Raw genomic sequence first — 18,585 nt, 5'->3', positions numbered from 1 at the left:
CGCGCCGCGGCGTCCCGGCGGGGCCGCCGGCGACCGTCGGGCGTCGTCGAGGAGCGCCAGCCCTCGTCGACCGCCTTCAAGCTTCTTCAACCTTCTTCAACCTTCGATTCCGAGCCGCTTCAGCCTGTAATAGAGGGTCGTGCGCTGCATGCCGAACTGCCGCGCGACCTCCGCCTTGTTGCCTCCGCAGCGTTCGAGGGCGGCGAGGAGCTCCCGCCGCTCGATGTCGTCGAGCTGGGAGCTCAGGTCGAGCCTTGGCCGCGCGCACGCCGGCGCGGCGGGCTCTCTTCCCGCCGGGTCCGCCTCCGGCTCCGCCGGCGCGGCGGCCCTGGGCGCGCGCGCGGGCGGTTCGGCCGGCTGCGCGCGTGCCGTGAACGCGAGGTGCTCGGGCAGGATCACGTCGCCGCGCGACAGGATGGCGGCGCGCTCGACCACGTTCTCCAGCTCCCGCGTGTTCCCCGGCCACGTGTACGCCGCGAGCTTCGCGAGCGCCTCCTCCGACAGCGCGGTGGCCGCGCGGGCGTTGCGCCGCGCGACCTTGCGCAGGAAGTGCTCGGCGAGCGCGCGGATGTCCTCGCGCCGCTCCCGGAGCGGGGGCAGCCTGAGCGGGAACACCGAGAGCCGGGAGACGAGCTCGGGCAGCACGCCCGCGCGCGCCCAGGCCTCGTCGATGCCGGGCGTGAGCGACAGCACGACGCGCACGTCGACGCGCGTGGTCTCCGTCGACCCGAGCCGCTCGACCTCGCCGTCGGTGAGCACGCGGAGCAGCCTCGCCTGGAGCGAGGGCGTGAGCGGCGCCGGCTCGTCGAGGTAGATCGTCCCCCGGTGGGCGAGCTCGAGCCGGCCTGCCCGCTCGGCGAACGCGCCGTCGAAGGCGCCTCGCCGCCAGCCGAACAGCTCCCGCTCGAGCGTGTCGCCCCGGAACGCGGCGCAGGTCACCTTGACGAACGGCCGCTCTTCGCGCGGGGAGCCCACGTGGATCGCCCGGGCGACGACCTCCTTCTCCGCCCCTTCCTCGCCCTCGATCAGCACGTGCGTCGCCGCCTTCGCCACCTCGCCGATCCGGGCGGCGACCTCGCGCATGGCCTCGCTCTCGCCGGCGATCTCGCCGAAATCGATCGGGTCCCGCTGCTCGCGCTCGAGGTAGCCCGCGTACTGCGCGAGCTGCTCGCGCAGCCGCCGGTTCTCCCGGAGGGTGGCGACCCCGGCGATCGCCTGCCGGAGGATGACGGCGAGCTCCTTCGAGTTCCAGGGCTTCTGGACGTACCGGTCGACCGCGCCCGAGTTGACCGCGTCGATGAGCACCGTCATGTCCGCGTAGGCGGTGAGCAGCACGCCCGCCGCGTCGGGCCGCCGCTCCTTCGCCTGCTTGAGGAACTCGATACCGCTCATCCCCGGCATTCGCTGGTCCGCCACGATCACCGCAGGATCGAGGCGATCGAGGAGCGAGAGGGCCTCGGCGCCGCCCAGCGCATAATGGATCTTGAACGACTTCCTGAAGGCGAACCGGAACGCGTCGAGGTTGTCCTGCTCGTCGTCGACGACGAGGACGTCGAAGCTGTTCCAGTCCAGATCGCGCATCGGGTCGCTCTGCCTCCCAGAGTTACTACAGCTCGGCACGATCGCGACAGTGGAGGTGGCGCGCTCGGCGGCCTTCGCCGCTGCCGCCGCGCGCCTTCCGCGCCTTCCGCGCCTTCCGCGCCTTCCGCGCTGGGGCGGGGGGGACGGCGCGGCGGCGCTCGGGCGCGTGCGTGTCCGCCTGCGCCCAGGCGGAGGCGAGCGCTCTTCCGACCGCGACGCCGGTGAGGTCGGGTGGATCGATTTCTCCGCCGGCCCGGAAATACGCGGTAAGCTCCGCCCCCGCCCGCGAAGAGGGCGGGCTGGGCGAGCCCCACACGGAGGAAGCCGGATCATGCTCGAGGACGTCATCAAGGAGCTGCGCGAAGGGATCGAGAAGGCCATCGAAGCTCTCCGGCGGGACCTGGCGAAGGTGCGCACCGGGCGCGCGAACGCGGCCATGCTCGACGGCATCCGCGTCGACTACTACGGCGTGCCGACGCCGATCGTGCAGATGGCCACGGTGTCCGTGCCGGAGCCGCGGCTCATCAGCGTCAAGCCCTGGGAGAAGAACCAGGTGAAAGCGATCGAGAAGGCGATCCGGGAGAGCGATCTCGGCCTGAATCCTCAGGTGGACGCGGATCTCATCCGACTCCCGATCCCGCCGCTGACGGAGGAGCGGCGCAGGGAGATGGTGAAGCTGACGAAGAAGAACGGAGAGGACTGTAAAGTTGCCATCCGGAAGCACCGCCGGGACGCGAACGAGATGATCGACTCGCTCGAGAAGGACGGCGACGTCAGCGGCGACGAGGCCGATCGGGCCAAGAAGAAGGTCGACGACGTGGTGGCCGAGGGGACGAAGCTGGTCGACACGGTGATCGCCGGCAAGGAAAAGGACATCCTGGACGTGTGAGCGGGCCCTCGGCCGTGCGGGCGACGGCGACCGAGCCTGGTCGACCGGAGCGCCGTGCGGCCGCCCCTCCCCGCGGCCCGCGATCGAACCGGGCCCTTCGAAGAGGGCGGCGCGGCGGCGTGCGATGCGCGACATCGCCTGCCGCGCAGCGCCCCAGCCTGTCGCGACGCCGCGCGCGCCGAGCCCGGCCCGGCCTGGCGACGCTTTGCAGCCTCGTTGTCCTGCCCGCGCGCGACCCGCGGCTGCCGCCCGCGCTGGCGCTTGCGTCCGAGCGCCTCGGGGCGAGGCGTGGCCGGGACCAGCCCAGCTCACAATGAACCGTCCCGTGAAGCGAAGAAGTGAAAAAGAGGCTTGCGGTCCCCCCGGTCGGAGTCGGTAGGATCAGGAAGGTCGGCGGTTGGGCGTGCGCAGGCGTGAAAGGCGTGACGTGAGCGTGACGTGAGAAGGCGTGAAAGGCGTGAGACGACGCGCGAAGACGCGCGAAGACTCTGAAGACGCCCATTAGGGGGCGAGAGGCCCTGCTTGACAGGTTTTCGCTAGCGTGAAATGGTTGGTGTTCGAAGCCGAAGGCCCGGAGCCGTCTCAAGGATTCCCGAGGTTATGCGAGCGATCGCTTCAGGAATGACGGACGTTGGTCTCCAACGCGACCACAACGAGGACAGCTACGCCGTCCTGTCGGAGTACGATCTGTTCATCGTCGCGGACGGCATGGGGGGCCACCGCGCGGGGGACGTAGCCAGCAAGCTGGCGACCGAGTCGATCGCGGACTTCTTCCGGTCCACGTCGCGGGAGGACGCCACCTGGCCATTCCACTTCGACACCAGCCTGTCGGAGGAGGAGAACCGGCTCCAGGCGGGCATCCGGGTCGCGAACCGCCAGATCTTCGAGCGCAGCATCCGGTCGCGCGACTGCGCCGGGATGGGCACGACGGTCGTGGGGGCGCTCTTCTCGAAGAAGAAGAACCGGATCTACGTCGGCCACGTCGGCGACAGCCGCGCGTACCGTGTCCGCAAGGGCTCGATCAGCCAGCTGACGCGCGATCACTCGCTGTTCAACGACTACATCATGGCGATGCCCGAGCTCACCGAGGAGCAGCGGGCCGAGCTTCCGCGCAACGTCATCACCCGCGCGCTCGGGATGCACGACAGCGTCTCCGTCGATCTGATCAGCGATGAGCCGCAGCCCGGCGACGTCTACCTGCTCTGCTCCGACGGCCTGAGCGGGATGCTCTCGGACGACCAGATCCTCCACATCGTGAGCTCGACCGAGGAGGTCCCGGAGATGTGCCGCCGCCTCATCGCCAAGGCGAACGAGAACGGCGGAGAGGACAACATCACGGCGCTCGTGATCCGGATCGACGAGCAGGACGACGCCGAGCTCCCGAACAGCGCGACGATCGGCCCGCCCGCCGACTCGCAGCAGGTCAGCATGGGCGATCGGTCGACGGTCCCGGCGGTGTCGGCCTCGCGCTCCGAGAAGAGCTGACGCGCGGGGCGCCCCCCGCGCGCCCGCCTGTCAGCTGCCAGCGCGCTCAGCCTCCGCAGCTGTCGAAGGCCAGGACGCCCAGCCTGAGCTGGCATATCTCGCCTTCGTTCAGCATCGCCGGGCACTCGAAGCCGACCCAGATCTTGCCCGCGTCGACCCCCTGCTTGTTCTCGAACCAGAACTTACACGGGGTCGCCGGATCGGAGTAGAAGGTCTGGCCGCCCGTCCTCGCCGAGGAGAAGCTGATGCTGCCGGTGGCCGGCGCGTCACGGGTCGCCGCGGGGGAGATGGCGTCGATCTTGACGTGGATCTCCGACGCCTCGGCGGGGTTCTTGGTCACCGCCGAGACGGCGAAGGTGCCCGAGCCGGACACGGAGCAGTCGACCGAGACGCTGTCCTCGTTGTCGGTGACCAGCCGGACCTTCTGGATATCGGTCACCTCGCCAAGGGTCGCAATATGCCCTGGTGCGGAGCAGTCGATGCCCGGGTCGGCGAAGTTCATCTTGTATGCGCCGCGCGGGGTCGGCGGCTCCGCGCCGCTGCAGCCGAGGCCGAGGAGGGGGAGGAGGCCGAGCACGGGCACGAAGCTGAGGCGAGCGAGACGCATGGAAAGCTCCGGTGGTAGGTGGCGGCCCCGAGGCCGCTCCTCGCTTCTATCGTACTCGGGGGTCCGCGATCAAACGGCGGCAGCGCCGCGCGCGCTCACGCGCCCGCCGCGCGCCCCTGCGCGCCGTCCAGCGCCTGGGCGACGTCGTTCCAGAGGTCCTCGGTGGCCTCCAGGCCCACCGAGAGCCGGAGGAGGCCGTCGGCGATGCCGAGCGCCTCCCGCGCCGCCGCGGGCACGGAGGCGTGGGTCATGAGGGCGGGGTGCTCGGCGAGCGACTCGACGCCGCCGAGGCTCTCGGCGCAGGCGAAGATCGCGAGCCGCTCGAGGAACCCCGAGGCGACGGGGAGGCCGCCGCGCACGACGAACGAGATCATCGCCCCGGGCGCGCGCATCTGCCGCGCGGCGAGCGCGTGGCCGGCGTGCGTGGGGAGGCCGGGGTAGTGCACCGCCTGGACGGCGGGGTGCCCGGCGAGCCTCCCGGCGATGAGCGCGGCCGACGCGCACTGCTGGCGCACGCGCACGCCGAGCGTCTTGATCCCGCGGAGCACGAGGTAGCAGTCGAACGGGCTCGGGACGGCCCCGATCGCGTTCTGCAGGAACCCGACCCGCTCCGCGAGCGCGTCCTCGGACGTGACCAGCGCGCCGCTGACGACGTCCGAGTGCCCGTTCAGGTACTTCGTGCTCGAGTGCGCCACGACGTGAGCGCCGAGGTCGAGCGGCCGCTGGAGCACCGGCGTGGCGAAGGTGTTGTCGACGACGAGCAGCGCCCCGTGCGCGCGCGCGATCTCGGCGAGCCCTGCGATGTCGAAGATCTTGAGCATCGGGTTCGTCGGGGTCTCGATCCAGATCATCCGCGTGGCCGGGGTGAGGGCCTTGCGGACGACGTCGAGGTCGCTCATGTCGACCGAGGTCGAGGCGAGGCCCATCGGCCGCATGACCTTGTCGAAGAGCCGGAAGGTGCCGCCGTAGACGTCATCGCCCGAGAGCACGTGATCTCCCGGGCGGAGCGTGTGGAGCAGGGTGGCGGTCGCCGCGGAGCCGCTGCCGAAGGCGAAGCCATGGCGCCCCCCCTCGAGCGCGGCGATGCACTCCTCGAGCGCCTTGCGGGTGGGGTTGCCGCTGCGGGAGTACTCGAACCCCTTGTGGTGGCCCGGCCGCTCCTGGGCGAAGGTGCTCGAGAGGACGATCGGCGTCATGACCGCGCCGCTCGTCGGATCCGGCGGCTGTCCGGCGTGGATCGCGAGCGTGTCGAGGCCGAGCTTGTCGTGACCTAGGTGGGGCTTCATGCGGGCGAGACTTATCTCATGGGCCGCTTGCGTCCACGGTTTTGGCGCGCAGGAGGGCCGAGTCAGCGCGCTGACCCGGCGCCGCCCTCGGCCCGCGGAGCGGCCGCGTCGAACGCGTCGAGCAGCGCGCGCGCCGTCCCGGCGCGGCGCTCCGGATCGCGATCGAGCGCGCGAGCGAGCGCTCGGCGCTGCCCCGGCGAGAGCGCGTCCGTGACGGAGAGCGGGTCGAGGCAGAGGCCAGATTCGCTGATCTCGACGAGCGCCGCGGCCTGCTCGCGCGCGCGCGTGAGGGGCGCGCCGGTGGCGAAGGAGACGAGCGTCGCCGCCATGGAGTAGACGTCGCCGCGCTGGGTCGGCGGGGATTCGCCGCGGGCGATCTCGGGGGCGACGAAGGGAACCGTGCCCCGGTCGGCGGTCTCGAGGTCCGGATCCATGCCGCGGAACCGCGCGGCGCCGAGGTCGACGAGGCCGATGTCGCCGAGCGGGCCCAGCAGCACGTGATCAGGGCCGAGATCACCGTGAACGAAGCGGACCGGGCCACCGGCGTCCTCGATCTCCTGGAGCTCGGCGAGCGTCTCGATCGCGCTCCTGACGACGTGGGTGATGAGCGACGCGGGCGGCGGCCGGCCGAGGCCGCGCCATCCGTCGAGCACGTCGCGGAGGGAGGTGCCCTCGCGCCGGCTCTCGAGGAGGAAGGGGCCGTGGCGATCGGCGCCGACGCGCGCGAGCGCGGGCAGGGCGGGGTGGCGAACGAGGGAGAGGACCTTTGCCTCGCGGACCATGGCGGCCCGCCCCGCGTGCTCGTGGAGGACGCCGGGGACGAGGCGCTTGCACACCAGCGTGGGGCCGGGCGGCGAGCCTCCGAGCCGCACCAGCGCGACGTCGAACGTGGCGCCGGCGCCGAGGTGCTCGATCAGCCGGGTGCCGTCGGGAGCGGGGTAGGGCATGCCGGCCGCCTGTGGCCTCTCACGCGTCCGCGCGCTGCGCGGCGCAGAGCTCGTCGCACTCCCGAAGCCACGTCTGCGCCTCCTCCGCGCCGGCGCCGCCGCGCAGGGCGAGCGGCCACCGCGCGTCGCGCCAGCGCGCCGCAAACTCGGCCCAGCGCGCCGGCGCCTCGCGGCGCCCGGCCAGGGCGGCGACCCTGTCATCGATGCACTGGAACGGAAACACCGGCTTGCCGAGCCCGAACCGCGCCTGCACCCAGTGGACCACGCCGATGAGGAGCCCGTACCGGCAGCGGCGGCGCTCCTCGTCGACGCCCACCACGGGCGACCTCCAGTCGAGGTGAATGTCGTCGAGCTCCGGCGGCCGCGGTTCGTGCTTGCCGACGCAGACGTGGACCGCCTCCCGATCCGGCCGGTGCACCTCGCGCCAGCTGTCCGCGTCGAGCGGCTCGCCGCCCCGGAAGAGCTCCGCCATGCTCGCCGCGAGCGAGCCGAGCAGCGCGCCCCGCTGGTGCTCGATCCCCCCGAGGAGCGTGTCGCGCGCCACGCGGGGGCCGCCCGTTCCCGCGAAGTGGCGATCGAGGCGCTCGCGCATGGCCGCCGGCTCCACGTAGACCACTTTGAATCCGGCGCTCCCGCCGCACCAGACGTTGCGCAGATACCTGATCTGCATCCACAGGCCGAGCGTCGGGTCGATGCCGCGGAGTCGCTCGAAGATGCGCACAACGACGTTGACGCACGTCGGGCCGAACCGGGTGAGCGCCTCGCCGAGGTCGCGCGGCTCGGGGGCGCCCCAGAACGCGTTGTCCAGGTTGAGCTCCGCCCCGGGGCGGCGCGCGAGCCGGTCGGCGAGGCTCCTCTCCAGCGCCTCGCGCAGCGGGCCCGCGAGCCCGTCCAGGTGCGGGCCGGCCCCGGCGTCGAGTGAACCGGTCATGCGGACATCCTATCACGCCTGCCCGCGCGGCTCCGAGCGCGGCCACGGCCGCCTGTGGGATGACGGCGCACCTGCACGGGAGGAGGGCGGCGGCCAACTTTTCTCCGCAATCTGCGGCAACTCACTGCGTTCAGCGCGAACGTGATAGAAGTCGTGGGCACCGGCATGGATCCCAAGATCTTGGAGATGCTCTTCATCGCCGTCAGCAACGGCGTCGCCCTCTTCATCGGCGCTTACCTGGCGCGGAGATCGGCGGATCTCAGCGCGGAGCGGCGGGCCGAGCACGAGGAGAGAGCGGAGCTCCAGAGACAGCGGCGAGAAGCGCTCTTGGAGCGACTGGCGCTCCAGCGGCGCGCGCTCGACGACTACGCGCGGATGATCGTCCGGTGGTCGTCGGCGCCCTCGTCCGGAGCGCCGCGCACGAAGGAGGAGGACCTCGCGGCGGACCAGGAGTCCATCGCGATGTACGCGCAGATGGCCAACGCGTACGGGAGTCGCCAGTTCGCCGAGCAGGCCGCCGCGACGCTGCACGCCGTGCGCGCCGGCCGGGGCAACGCCCAGGTGTTCCCGTTCGCCGTGCAGATCGCCTCCGCCTGCTACCAGGAGATGATCCGGGCGATCTCCGAGCTCGAGAAGGAGATCGGCCTGCCGGCGCCGCGGTCGCCCGCGCGGCCGTTCCTCCCGGACGAGGAGCTCGCGAAGGAGGCGACTCGGCTGTTCTCCAGGAACGTCGTGGAGCGCTCCGGGATCGATCTCGGCATGGTCGACCAGATCCTGGAGCGCGTCAGGGTGAACCCGTCGCCCGAGGAGACGGACAGCCCCAGGTAGCGCTCACGCCGCCGGCCTCACTGGCTCCATCCCGCCCGGATGAGCGCGTAGAAGAGGAGGAGCCGGGGCACCCGGAACAGCACCATGGTCAAGAAGTAGCGCAGCGGGATCCGGTACAGCCCGGACAGGTAGCAGAGCATCGAGAAGGGGATCGGCGAGATGCTCCCGATGGCGATCGCCCAGTATCCGTAACGCTCGAAGAGCCGGTCTATCCTGGGTCGCGTCCGCTCGATGCGCGCCGCGAAGAGGCGGAGCCGCGCGAGGCGGCCGGCGAGGCGATAACCCGTGCAGCCGCCGGCGAGCGAGGCGGTCGAGATGGCGATCAGGGGCGCGACCTGCGAGCCACCCGAGGTGATCGCGGTCAGCATGTAGAACTGCGGCGGGATCGGGAACGAGAACGCGTCGGCGAGGAAGGTGCCGACGAACATCCCGGCGAGGCCGAAGCGGTCCACGAACCCGCGGCCGAGCGCGTCGAGCTGCTCGCGGGCGAGGTGCGCCGCGAGCGCGATCCCCGCGAAGAGCGCGGACAGGCTCAGCGCCAGCTGGGCCAGCGTGCGCCACAGATCTCGCCGGTCGCCGCGCGGGCGCGGCTCGCCCTGCGGAGGCGTCAGACCGCCTCCAGCCGGCGGCGCTGCAGCCGCTCGATGATCCGCCTGCTGCGGAGGGTGCTTTGAAATATCCGCGTCGCCTTCTCGAGGGCGTCGAGGAGCTTTTGCTCCGCGCCGTGCTTGTCGACATAGGCGAAGGGCCGGTGCGCGTTGATGACCTCGAACGAGTCCTTCTCGTCGTGATGAGCCGAATAGAAGATCACGGGCACTTCCGGCTGCACCTTGCGGATCTGGTCGCAGACCCAGAATCCCTCCAGCCCTGACATCCGGACATCGACGATCACCGCGCACGTGTCCTCGGTGAAGGCGGCGACCCCGTCCACGGCCGAGGAGCATACGACGAGGCGATATCGCTTCGAGAGGAGGGCGCCGAGCGGCTGCCAGATGCTCCTGTCCCCGTCGACCAGGAGCACGAGGGGGAGCCGCGTGGACTCGGGGGTCTCGCGATCTGACCGCTCGGCTGGCTCGGCTTCGAGCAGGGTGTCGGATTCCTTGGAGGGCATTCGTCGTCGATCGTGGAGGGCGCGTCAGGGCGCGCGATGACGCAATGTACCACGCCCGGCGCATCGAGCCAGCGCGGGGGTGCGGCAGCGGGAACGGAGATGACGAGATGACGTCGGCGCGGGGCCGAGGTCTTCGCGTCATCTCGTCATCCCCGTTCCCGCTGCCGCCGCGCGGTGGGCGGCGGCCAGGGATTCGTCTATGCTGGGTCGCTCGCCGGGGAGAGTCGCCGTTCCACAACCGAGGTGAGCTGCCCATGAAGAACGCAGAACTCCGATCGATCCCGCTCGTCATCGCCGCCGTCCTCGGCCTCTTTGCCGCGGGGGCCGCGGGGTGCAAAGACGAAGAGATCCTGAACGCGTGCAGTGAGCTCTGCAAGCACCGCATCCTCTGCGCGGAGGAGAACGACGCTCCGCCGCCGAGCAAGACCAGCTGCGAGACCGCGTGCCTCGGCCTCGAGGGGAATGACCTCGTGGAGCGAACCGAGGAGTGCGTGAGCGAGGCGTCCTGTGATTACGTCGCGTGCGCGGACCCTTGAGCGCGGCGCCCCCGCCTCCCCGCGCGCGGGAGGCGAGGGCGCCTCGCCTCCCGGACAGAGGGCGCGATGAGGCGCGGCGCGATCAGGGCTCCGCGTCGCACTCGGGCGCGTCGCGGAGCGGGCCCGAGGCGCGCGGTCCGTCGAAGCGCAGGAGCTCGAGATCGACGAGCTCGAGGCGCTTGAGCGTCAGATCCAGCGGGCCGACCGACACGCCTGCCACCGCCTCGGCGTAGGCCCGCACGCCGCCGTCGACCCGCGCGTCGTACGAGCAGTAGGGCGGCGCGGTCTCCGCCGTGACGCGCGCGTACGCCTGGACTCCGACGTTCGGGCCGACGATGCCGTACAGGCGCGCCCGGAGCTCCGCCCCGGCGCTCACCTTGCCGGACGCCGTGATCGGTCCGGGCGCGCCGATGAAGGCCGAGCCCGAGGCCGAGCCGGAGGGCTCCCAGATCGTGCTCCACGCGCCGTTCCTGTAGTCGACCCCGGCCTCGATCTCGGCGGTCGCCTGCGCGACGGCCTCCACCTCGGCGGCCGTGAAGGACAGCCCCAGATCCGCCTCCGCTCTCGGCACGACGTCCGTCGTGACGACGATGGGGACGGGGCCCACCCAGAAGGTCAGCGCCGGCAGCGGCAGGCTCGGGACGCCCCCGGCGAGCTCCAGGAGATCGACCGAGCAGCTCCCCGTGACCGTGCCGGTGCCCTGGAGCCTGGCGCTCACGTCGAGCTGGCCCGACGCGACGAGGCGGAGTTGCTTCAGCTCCGGCACCGGGTTGAGCTTGCCCCTCGGGCCGACGTGGACCTCGAGGTCGAGCGCCGGCGAGAGCTCGGCCGTGACGTCGAGCACCGCCGTCCCGTGCGCGGTGATCCCGCACGACGCCGGGAGCGAGGCCGAGGAGAGATCGAGGAGCTTCATGGAGGCGCCGGACGAGATCTTCAGGGCCTCCGCGGCGCTCGCGATCTGCTCGCCGTCCTCCACGCCGAGGTCGCGGGTGCGCGCGACGTGATCGTCGATGGCGCGCGCGTACTCGCGCGCGTCGTAGTGGACGTGGAAATGGCCCTCGGTGATGAACTCCGTCAGAGGAGCGGGCGTCGTCGCGAGCGCCACCCGCGTCGCGTCGATCGTGCGTACGCTCACGACGCGGGCGAGGTAGCCGCCTCCCTGCGTGCCGCCGAGCACGTCGCCCGCGGCGAAGGGCGTCATGCTGCCGTCATGGGTGATGACGAGCTCGTGGTCCCCGAGCGCCGCGGCGACGAACCCCGGCTCCTTCTCGGGTACACGAGCGCGCTCCGAGAGCGTGAGCGGGCGGACGACGTCGACGGCGCCGGGGGCCGGCAACTCGGTAGGATCCACGGCATCGCTCGAATCCACGGCGCACGCCGCGAGCTGAGGTGCGCTGATCACGATGAAAGCAGCGGAGATGAGGCGCGCCGTCGACGCGCGTCTCCCGGGGAGAGTGGTCTTCATGCGCGCGGACGCTACGCGGGGAGTGTGGCGAGTCGGTTACAGAAATGAGACTTGCTGTCTCCGGGAGAATGGGTAACGGCTCACTGCCGTGGATGGATATCCATGAATCGATAGCTCCGAGGCGCGCGAAGATCGCTTATCGAAGCGAGCGATTCGCGACGCCGCGCGAGCTCGTCCATGGCTTGGTGTGCGGGCGCGCTCGTCCCTGCTCCTCACCGCCTTGCCTCGCCGCGCATCTCCGGGCAGGCTTCGCCCATGGGCCAGCCCGCCGAGAAGCAGCGCCGCGCGACATACGCCGACCTCGAGGCCGTGCCGCCGAACAAGGTGGCGGAGCTCATCGGGGGCACCTTGCACGTATTCCCCAGGCCGGCGCCGCCTCATGCACGGGCATCGTCTCGCCTCGGAATTGAGCTCGGCGGGCCGTTCGATGCAGGGAAGGGCGGCCCCGGTGGCTGGTGGATCCTGGACGAGCCGGAGCTGCATTTCCCCGACCCGCACGCGCCTGGTGAGATCGACGCGCTCGTGCCCGACCTTGCCGGCTGGCGGATCGAGCGCATGCCCGAGCTGCCCGAGACGGCCTACTTCGCGCTCGCCCCGGACTGGATCTGCGAGGTGCTGAGCCCTTCGACGGAGGAGGTCGACCGCGACGAGAAGATGCCGATCTACGCGCGCGAGGGCGTGCGGCACGCATGGCTCGTCGACCCCATCAAGCGGACGCTAGAGGTCTTCTCCCTCCTCCCGGGCCGGGGCTGGGGGCCCGCGGTGGTCCACCGCGATGCCGCACGGGTTCGCGTCGAGCCCTTCGAGGCCATCGAGCTCGATCGCTCGGTCCTCTGGGCGAGGTAGGCGGCCGTCACCGATCAGCACGATGCTGTCGCCCGAGTGGACGAGGACGTTGGGCACGCTCGTGGCGATCCGGCTGCATGTGGGAGCTTCGCGAGCTTCGCACCGAGCTCTTTGATGGGCAGCGGTTCCGGCTCGCGGTCCTCTCTCGGAGGCCTTGTCCTGCTACTGAAGACTCGAAACGCATCATCAGGATTGAAGTCGTCGCCCCAGATTGGCGCCTCATCCCTGCGCGTCTGGAGCCGCTTGCCCGCCTCGACGTTCAGCCGTGTCCTGCTGACCACGTGAACCTCGCTCGTTCGCGTCGTCGGCCGGGAGGGTTGCCGCCCTCGCCGGCCGGTTCCTTCTGAGCCTACGCCGCGGCGAGCAGCCCCGCGAGCGTGGCGAGCTGCGCGCTACCCCGGGCGCTCATCATCCCCGCCGCGCGCGCTCGGTCGAAAGGCGAACGACGTCGGACGCATCCCTGGAAGTCTGCTCGGGCGTCGCCAGGAGCTTGCCGAGCGCCTCGTTCGCGACGCGCGCGGCCTCGAGGTCGTCGACGGCGAGCGCGGCCCGGACCATCTCGGTCAGCTGCGCCAGCAGGACCGCTCGCGGCGAGCTCGCCCCCGGAGCTCCCGGCCCGGGGAGGGGCGGGGGACTGCCCGCGCGGACGATGGGCACCGCTGGCGCGGCGCCACCCTGCGCGCCCTCGACGTCGACCGGAGATCGCGGCGAGGCCTGGGTGGCGGGCGCCGGTTCACGAGGAACGGGGTTGGACCGACCGCTGGACCCAAGTCCCCCCGGCTTCGTCCACCTGTTCAGCCCTCGGGTCGCCGCTTTCGCCAACGATTTCGGGCTGTTCTACCTGGGGTGAGTAACGGGATTCGAACCCGCGACAACTGGAGCCACAATCCAGTGCTCTACCAACTGAGCTATACCCACCGTTCTTCGCGGCCCGTGGGCTGCGAAGGCCTGGCAGAATACTCAGCTCCGCGCAGAGTGCAATCACGGAAACGCACCGCGTGTCGCTCTTCCTTCTGGTCCGGCGTCCGGCGGCCCCGTCCCGGCCCCGTTCACGCCCTCGGCCGCGGTTTCCCGGCGCGCGTTCCCAGAGCGCGCCGCCGGTCGCCTCGCTCAGAGCGTCGTCCAGCGGCGCAGCGCGGCCCGGCGCGCCCGGTCCAGGTCCGCGCGGTGGCGGGTCGAGATCGGCGCGCGCTGCGCGGGCGGCGCCGGCGGCACCGACCCTCCAGCCGGGTCGTCTGCTGCCTCGCAGCCGGACGCCGCGAGCAGCGCCGCCGTGAGCGAGCTCTCGAGCGCGGTCAGGTCGTAGCCGCCCTCCAGGAAGATGGCGAGCCGCCCCCTCGCCTTCGCGGTCGCCATCGCCGCGAGCCGGCGGCCCATCGCCGCGTACGCGGCGCGCGACAGCTTCATCGCCGCCATCGGATCGCGCTCGTGCGCGTCGAACCCCGCCGAGACCAGGATCAGCTCGGGCGCATACTCGTCGAGCACCGGAAGGAGGAGCTCGTCGAACGCGGCCTCGTAGACCGCGTCCGTCGCGCCGTCGGACAGCGGCACGTTCACCGTGTAACCGGCGCCGTCGCCGCCGCCGAGCTCGTCGGCGGCGCCGGTGCCGGGATAGAACGGCCACTGGTGCAGCGAGCAGAACAGCACCCGCGGATCGTCCCAGAAGATGTCCTGCGTGCCGTTGCCGTGGTGCACGTCGAAGTCGACCACCGCGACCCGCGAGAGCCCGCTGCTCAGCGCCGCCCGCGCCGCCACGGCGACGTTGTTCAGGAGACAGAAGCCCATGCCGGCGTCGCGCGTGGCGTGGTGGCCGGGCGGGCGGAGCAGCGCGACCCCGAGCCGGCCGGGGCCGGCGAGCACCGCGTCGACCAGCGCCACCGCGGCGCCCGCGCCGCGCCGCGCCGCCTCGACCGAGCGCGGGACCACGTACGTGTCGGGATCGAGCGCCGCGTAGTGGCCGCTGAGCCGGCCGAGCGACTCCAGGTACCGCGGGGCGTGCACCCGGGCGAGCTCTTCGTCGGTGGCGTCGCGCGACGCCACGTGCTCGAGCGCGAGGCCGGCCGCGGCGCAGCGCTCGATGGCGCGGCGGGCGGCTTCGAGCCGCTCCGGGCGCTCAGGGTGCGCGCCTCGCGAGCGATGTTGCTCGAACAGCGCGTCGTCGACGACGTAGAGGCGCGGGGCTTCGGAGTGCGGCTGATTCAAGTGCACCATGAGCTGGGTGGAGAGTTGTAGCAGCGCCGCAGCGGATGGTAGCTTGCCCTGAGCCCCGGAAAGAAGGAGTGGAGACGCAGGATGCGCGGAAAGATCATCGCAGTCTTCGCCGTGATTGTCCTCATGGTCGGAGGGCTTTTTTACGCCCTCACGCGCGCCTCCCTCGCGGAGATCGGGCGCCCCGGCGAGGCGCCGCGCGCGCTCGCGGCCGCCATGGCGCAGCTCCAGGTGGACGGCCTCGTGCTGGAGCGGTGGCTCGACTCCTACGCGAGCGACCCGAAGCTGCGCGAGCCGTTCAACGCCGGCACCGCCCCGGCCCGCGCCGAGGCGGCCACCAGCGCCGCCAACGTCATCCGGGAGGCGGTCGCCGCCTCGCCCGAGCTGGCCAGGACCCCGCCCTCCCTCGTGGTCCTGGTGGACACCAAGGGCGTGGTGCTCGGGCGGAACGCCTCCGCGCTCATGCGCGGAGACAACCTCGGCGCCGTCTACCCGTCGCTGAAGCTCGCCATCGAGCAGGGGGTGACCGGCTCGGACGTGTGGGTCAGCCGGGCGCGCAACGAGCAGCTGCTCGCGTCCTACGCGCCCATCCGCAACGACGCCGGGCAGATCGTCGGCGCCGTCGCGGTGGGCACCGCGCTGAACGACGAGCGGCTGACCAACGCGAGCGAGCGCACGAGCGGGCGCGTCCTCGTCGTCGCGACGCAGTCGGGCGACGGGCTCGACGTGGTGGCGAAATCGCGCGACGCGTCCCCGCAGCTGGTCGCGGCGCTCACGGCGTCGCCGGCGAAGGACGGCGCGCTGAAGGCGCTGCGCTCCGGGCAGACGGTCGACATCGGCGGGCTGTCCGGCGAGTACAGCGCCGTCGGGCACGCGCTCGACGGCTACGGCGACGGGCGGCGCGCGGTGCTGCTCAGCATCGCGCAGCTCCGGACGCCGGGGCTCGCGAGCGCGCTGCTCTGGCCGCTCCTCGGCGTCACCGCGCTCGGGCTCGTGCTCGTCGTGATCGCCGCGTATTTCCTGGACGCGTACATCTCGCAGCCGGTCTCCGAGATCGAGGACGGCCTGCTCGCGATCATGAACGGCCGGACCGACCTCCGGTTCCAGATCGAGCACGCCGAGCTCGGCGGCCTCGTGTTCCGCCTGAACTCGCTCCTGAACCAGCTGCTCGGCGTGCAGGAGGACGAGACCGACGCCGAGGGGCGCCCGTCGCGCGCGCCGACGTCGGCGTCCTTCCGGGACGCCCTCGAGGTCGACGAGCGGATGGCCGCGCTGTCCGCGGGGGAGATCCCGGCCGACGCCAAGGCGCTGCTCGAGGAGCCGGAGGACGCCTACTACGCGCGCATCTTCGCCGAGTACATCGCCGCGAAGAAGTCGCTCGGCGATCCGGTGGACCACATCACCCGCGACGCGTTCGTCGCCCGCCTCAAGGCGAGCGAGCAGGAGCTCGGGCGGAAGCACGGAAAGCCCATGCGCTACAAGATCGAGGTCCGCGGCAAGGAGGTCGTGCTCCTCGCCGTGCCGCTCGCCTGACGCGCGCGGCGCGGGAGCCGGGGAGCGGAGGGGGGCGCGGCGCCGCCCGCCGCTCGGCAGCGCGCCGCGCCGCGTGTTTCAGTGCAGCACGGCGTCCGGGCCCTCGTGCAGCTCGACGCGCCCCGACGAGGGCTCGCGGCGGAGCGCGATCACGTCGGAGAGCTCGCAGCCCAGCGCGATCGCCGGCGATGAGGTCGTGACGATCCACTGCACGTTGGGCAGCGCTGCGCGCAGGCGCGCGGCGAGCGATCGCTGGCGGTGCACCGGCTGCTGCGCCTCGATGTCGTCGATCAGCACGACGCCCTCGGCGAGGCGCGGATCGCCGCTCGGGTGCGCGGACGCGAGCGCGCGGAGCGCGAGCGCGCCGAACGCGACGGTGTGCCGCGCGCTCCGCCCGAGATCGTCGAAGTCGACGCGCTGGCCGTCCGCGCGCTCGAAGACCGGCTCGAGCCGGAGCGGGTCGACGCCGGCGTACGTCACGCCGTGGCCGTCGAGCAGCGCCTCGAGCACCTCCTTGAGCGCGCGATCGAGCGCGCCGAGGCGCTCTGCCTGGCCGTCCGGCTGCACGTCGGAGAGCACCTCCGGCCGGCTCTTTCGGCCGTCGCGCGCGAGCGCCGCCGCGATCGGGACGAACGAGAGCACCTGCTTCGTCTCGCGGGTGAGGTCGGTGCGCGTCGCGTCGTCGAAGCTCGCGGCCGCGCGCACGTCGTAGCGGAGGATGCTGCGCTCGGGCGTCGTCAGCACGATCGCGCTGCGGGAGAACCAGCGCGCCCCCGAGAGCGCGACCAGGACGAAGCCCCCCTCGGCCGCGCGCCGCTCGAACAGCGACTGCTCCCGCCGCCGCAAGATCGCCGCGTCCTCGGGCTCGTCGAGGCGCGCGTTCGGGCTCGTGACCCGCAGCGGGTGCGCGCGCGCCGGGTCGTCCGTGCCGAGCATCCAGTCGGCGACGACGAGCGGCTGCGAGCCGTCGTCTCCGCGCGGCCTCGGCTGCGCGACCGCGTACCCGGGCCGGGTCGACGCGATCGCCGACAGGATCGAGGTCTTGCCCACGCCGTCGCCGCCGAAGAGGACCACGAGCCGGCGCGGCGCGCCGGCGGCGTCCTCGAGCGAGAGCGAGAGGTCCTCGAACGGGCCGAGATGGACGAGGCGGACGCGGGAGAGCAGCACCGCCCGCGAAGCTACCACCGCGCAGCGCGCGTGGAACGCCGCCATCGGCGTGGTGGGCGCCGGCGCACCCGGTGGCGCGTGGTGGCGCGTGATGGCGCGGCAGCCTAGATTTGTCGTCCGGGGTCGTCACCGTGCTGCGCAAGCTGCCTCCGCCGGATTTCCGCTACGTGTGGCTCCACCCGGAGCCCGGCTCGACCGGCGCGCTCGCCGCGGCCGGGACCGCGGGGCTCGCGGGCGCCTCCGCGGCCGTCTGGAGCGCCGGGAGCCACGCGCTCTCGCTGGGGCTCATCGCGATGGGGAGCGCGCTCGGCTTGCTCGCGCTGGTCCGCGCCGAGCACCGCCCCCCGATCCAGCGCGGCGCCCGCGAGGTGACGATGGCCATCGTGCCCTGGGGGATCGTCGTCGACCCGGACACGGAGCCGCGGGTGCTGCGGTGGCCCGCCGTCAAGCAGGTGAACGTGGACGTGTCGCACACGATGCGCGGCGGGACGCCGGCCGTCGTGTCGAGCGTCGTGACGGTGCACACCGAGCGCGAGGTGCTGGCGGGCCGCGCCGCGGGCGCGGTGGACCTGGAGCGGCTCCTCGCCAACCTCGAGGGGTATGCGCAGGAGGCGTCGCGGCCCGTCGCCGCCGACGTCGAGGGGCTGACGGTGCTCGGCGACGGCGTGACCGAGCCGATCGCCGTGGCGCTGCTGCAAGCGGCGGACGGCATCTGCGCGACGAGCCGCGGCGACGCGCAGCTCGCGCTGCCGGGGGGCGGCTACCGCACGGCGGCGGCGCGCGCGGCGGCGCCGGAGACGATCGCGGCGCTGCGCTCGGCGCTGTCGTGGAGCTACGACTGCCCCGCCGATCCGCGGCCGCTGGCGGCGATCCTCGCGGGCGCGTTCGGGGCGGTGGAGCTCGTACCCGAGCTCCTGCGGCTCGCGAGCTCGCCGCACCCGGTGGTCGCCGCGTTCGGCAAGGCCGCCGCGCTCCGTCTGGGTGCGCCGCCGAACCGCGCTGGGTCGCTCGACGAGGTCGCGGCCTTCCTGTTCGAGGAGGACGTGGAGATCGGGAAGCGGTGGATCGCGTCGGGCCCGACACTTTGTTTGCGACCTCGGGCCCAGGCTTGCTAGCTAAAGGGGTCGGCAGCGCGTGCGCTGCGGTTCGAGCGGCCTGCGCGCGG

The 18,585-nt window shown here is 72.4% G+C and carries 18 protein-coding genes and 1 tRNA gene; 7 read left to right on the top strand and 12 right to left on the bottom strand.

What is annotated here, in order from left to right; translation table 11 throughout:
- Window positions 1-96: 96 nt before the first annotated feature.
- Window positions 97-1,581: a sigma-54-dependent transcriptional regulator gene (locus tag WMF34_RS31675; RefSeq protein ID WP_012238795.1), complete on the bottom strand. Its 1,485-nt coding sequence runs from the start codon at window positions 1,579-1,581 to the stop codon at window positions 97-99.
- Window positions 1,582-1,912: 331 nt separating this feature from the next.
- Here WMF34_RS31675 and frr point away from each other — a divergent pair, with 331 nt between their 5' ends.
- Both frr and WMF34_RS31665 read left to right on the top strand, forming a co-directional pair.
- A complete protein-coding gene (gene frr / locus WMF34_RS31670) occupies window positions 1,913-2,470 on the top strand; it encodes a ribosome recycling factor (RefSeq protein ID WP_012238793.1) in 558 nt (185 codons plus the stop codon).
- 621 nt (window positions 2,471-3,091) lie between these two features.
- On the top strand, window positions 3,092-3,955 hold the full coding sequence (locus WMF34_RS31665; RefSeq protein WP_275935412.1) for a Stp1/IreP family PP2C-type Ser/Thr phosphatase: 864 nt from the start codon (window positions 3,092-3,094) through the stop codon (window positions 3,953-3,955).
- Window positions 3,956-4,001: 46 nt separating this feature from the next.
- Here WMF34_RS31665 and WMF34_RS31660 read toward each other — a convergent pair whose 3' ends face one another.
- From WMF34_RS31660 to WMF34_RS31645, 4 genes are all read right to left on the bottom strand, one after another.
- A complete protein-coding gene (locus WMF34_RS31660) occupies window positions 4,002-4,562 on the bottom strand; it encodes a hypothetical protein (protein WP_012238791.1) in 561 nt (186 codons plus the stop codon).
- A 95-nt stretch (window positions 4,563-4,657) separates the two neighbouring features.
- The gene (locus tag WMF34_RS31655; protein WP_437990141.1) at window positions 4,658-5,848 is read right to left on the bottom strand and encodes a cystathionine gamma-synthase; all 1,191 of its coding nucleotides are present in this window, start codon (window positions 5,846-5,848) and stop codon (window positions 4,658-4,660) included.
- Window positions 5,849-5,910: 62 nt separating this feature from the next.
- The gene (locus WMF34_RS31650) at window positions 5,911-6,795 is read right to left on the bottom strand and encodes a protein kinase domain-containing protein (protein WP_437990140.1); all 885 of its coding nucleotides are present in this window, start codon (window positions 6,793-6,795) and stop codon (window positions 5,911-5,913) included.
- Window positions 6,796-6,814: 19 nt separating this feature from the next.
- On the bottom strand, window positions 6,815-7,726 hold the full coding sequence (locus tag WMF34_RS31645) for a hypothetical protein (protein ID WP_437990139.1): 912 nt from the start codon (window positions 7,724-7,726) through the stop codon (window positions 6,815-6,817).
- 141 nt (window positions 7,727-7,867) lie between these two features.
- On the opposite strand from WMF34_RS31645, the gene WMF34_RS31640 reads away from it, so the two are divergent.
- Window positions 7,868-8,554, top strand: a complete 687-nt coding sequence (locus WMF34_RS31640; RefSeq protein WP_437990138.1) for a hypothetical protein — start codon at window positions 7,868-7,870, stop codon at window positions 8,552-8,554.
- A 17-nt stretch (window positions 8,555-8,571) separates the two neighbouring features.
- Here WMF34_RS31640 and WMF34_RS31635 read toward each other — a convergent pair whose 3' ends face one another.
- Window positions 8,572-9,006, bottom strand: a complete 435-nt coding sequence (locus tag WMF34_RS31635) for a YqaA family protein (RefSeq protein ID WP_437990137.1) — start codon at window positions 9,004-9,006, stop codon at window positions 8,572-8,574.
- Window positions 9,007-9,161: 155 nt separating this feature from the next.
- Window positions 9,162-9,665: a response regulator gene (locus WMF34_RS31630; protein WP_437990136.1), complete on the bottom strand. Its 504-nt coding sequence runs from the start codon at window positions 9,663-9,665 to the stop codon at window positions 9,162-9,164.
- A gap of 254 nt (window positions 9,666-9,919) precedes the next feature.
- Between WMF34_RS31630 and WMF34_RS31625 the strand changes: the two genes are divergently transcribed.
- Complete coding sequence (locus WMF34_RS31625; protein ID WP_012238784.1) at window positions 9,920-10,201, top strand: hypothetical protein; 282 nt, start codon at window positions 9,920-9,922, stop codon at window positions 10,199-10,201.
- A gap of 82 nt (window positions 10,202-10,283) precedes the next feature.
- Here WMF34_RS31625 and WMF34_RS31620 read toward each other — a convergent pair whose 3' ends face one another.
- On the bottom strand, window positions 10,284-11,552 hold the full coding sequence (locus tag WMF34_RS31620) for a hypothetical protein (protein ID WP_437990135.1): 1,269 nt from the start codon (window positions 11,550-11,552) through the stop codon (window positions 10,284-10,286).
- 369 nt (window positions 11,553-11,921) lie between these two features.
- Between WMF34_RS31620 and WMF34_RS31615 the strand changes: the two genes are divergently transcribed.
- On the top strand, window positions 11,922-12,512 hold the full coding sequence (locus tag WMF34_RS31615; protein WP_437990134.1) for a Uma2 family endonuclease: 591 nt from the start codon (window positions 11,922-11,924) through the stop codon (window positions 12,510-12,512).
- A 408-nt stretch (window positions 12,513-12,920) separates the two neighbouring features.
- Here the strand turns inward: WMF34_RS31615 and WMF34_RS31610 are convergent, their stop codons facing one another.
- The 3 genes from WMF34_RS31610 to WMF34_RS31600 all read right to left on the bottom strand — a co-directional run bounded on the left by WMF34_RS31610 (window position 12,921) and on the right by WMF34_RS31600 (window position 14,723).
- On the bottom strand, window positions 12,921-13,169 hold the full coding sequence (locus WMF34_RS31610) for a hypothetical protein (RefSeq protein WP_437990133.1): 249 nt from the start codon (window positions 13,167-13,169) through the stop codon (window positions 12,921-12,923).
- A 185-nt stretch (window positions 13,170-13,354) separates the two neighbouring features.
- Window positions 13,355-13,430, bottom strand: a tRNA-His gene (locus WMF34_RS31605).
- Window positions 13,431-13,622: 192 nt separating this feature from the next.
- Entirely contained in the window at window positions 13,623-14,723 is a 1,101-nt protein-coding gene (locus WMF34_RS31600) for a histone deacetylase family protein (RefSeq protein WP_437990132.1), read from the bottom strand.
- Between the two features lie 81 nt (window positions 14,724-14,804).
- Between WMF34_RS31600 and WMF34_RS31595 the strand changes: the two genes are divergently transcribed.
- Window positions 14,805-16,253 (top strand): MXAN_5187 C-terminal domain-containing protein, encoded by a 1,449-nt coding sequence (locus tag WMF34_RS31595; RefSeq protein ID WP_437990131.1) that lies wholly within the window; start codon window positions 14,805-14,807, stop codon window positions 16,251-16,253.
- Window positions 16,254-16,331: 78 nt separating this feature from the next.
- On the opposite strand, the gene WMF34_RS31590 is transcribed toward WMF34_RS31595, so the two are convergent.
- The gene (locus WMF34_RS31590) at window positions 16,332-17,420 is read right to left on the bottom strand and encodes a hypothetical protein (RefSeq protein WP_157907030.1); all 1,089 of its coding nucleotides are present in this window, start codon (window positions 17,418-17,420) and stop codon (window positions 16,332-16,334) included.
- Window positions 17,421-17,530: 110 nt separating this feature from the next.
- Here WMF34_RS31590 and WMF34_RS31585 point away from each other — a divergent pair, with 110 nt between their 5' ends.
- Entirely contained in the window at window positions 17,531-18,535 is a 1,005-nt protein-coding gene (locus WMF34_RS31585) for a hypothetical protein (protein ID WP_437990130.1), read from the top strand.
- The last annotated feature ends 50 nt before the right edge of the window (window positions 18,536-18,585 follow it).

The organism is Sorangium sp. So ce145 (assembly GCF_051525985.1).
In the GTDB taxonomy this organism is placed as follows: Bacteria; Myxococcota_A; Polyangia; order Polyangiales; family Polyangiaceae; genus Sorangium; species Sorangium cellulosum_B.
Note: the sequence above shows the minus strand (reverse complement) of the source record. Positions and strands in the feature narration are given on the sequence as shown.

Coding starts and splice junctions, on each gene's coding strand:
- WMF34_RS31675 (WP_012238795.1), bottom strand. CDS start 1,581: ATGCGCGATCTGGACTGGAACAGCTTCGACGTCCTCGTCGTCGACGAC.
- frr (WP_012238793.1), top strand. CDS start 1,913: ATGCTCGAGGACGTCATCAAGGAGCTGCGCGAAGGGATCGAGAAGGCC.
- WMF34_RS31665 (WP_275935412.1), top strand. CDS start 3,092: ATGACGGACGTTGGTCTCCAACGCGACCACAACGAGGACAGCTACGCC.
- WMF34_RS31660 (WP_012238791.1), bottom strand. CDS start 4,562: ATGCGTCTCGCTCGCCTCAGCTTCGTGCCCGTGCTCGGCCTCCTCCCC.
- WMF34_RS31655 (WP_437990141.1), bottom strand. CDS start 5,848: ATGAAGCCCCACCTAGGTCACGACAAGCTCGGCCTCGACACGCTCGCG.
- WMF34_RS31650 (WP_437990140.1), bottom strand. CDS start 6,795: ATGCCCTACCCCGCTCCCGACGGCACCCGGCTGATCGAGCACCTCGGC.
- WMF34_RS31645 (WP_437990139.1), bottom strand. CDS start 7,726: ATGACCGGTTCACTCGACGCCGGGGCCGGCCCGCACCTGGACGGGCTC.
- WMF34_RS31630 (WP_437990136.1), bottom strand. CDS start 9,665: ATGCCCTCCAAGGAATCCGACACCCTGCTCGAAGCCGAGCCAGCCGAG.
- WMF34_RS31625 (WP_012238784.1), top strand. CDS start 9,920: ATGAAGAACGCAGAACTCCGATCGATCCCGCTCGTCATCGCCGCCGTC.
- WMF34_RS31615 (WP_437990134.1), top strand. CDS start 11,922: ATGGGCCAGCCCGCCGAGAAGCAGCGCCGCGCGACATACGCCGACCTC.
- WMF34_RS31600 (WP_437990132.1), bottom strand. CDS start 14,723: ATGGTGCACTTGAATCAGCCGCACTCCGAAGCCCCGCGCCTCTACGTC.
- WMF34_RS31595 (WP_437990131.1), top strand. CDS start 14,805: ATGCGCGGAAAGATCATCGCAGTCTTCGCCGTGATTGTCCTCATGGTC.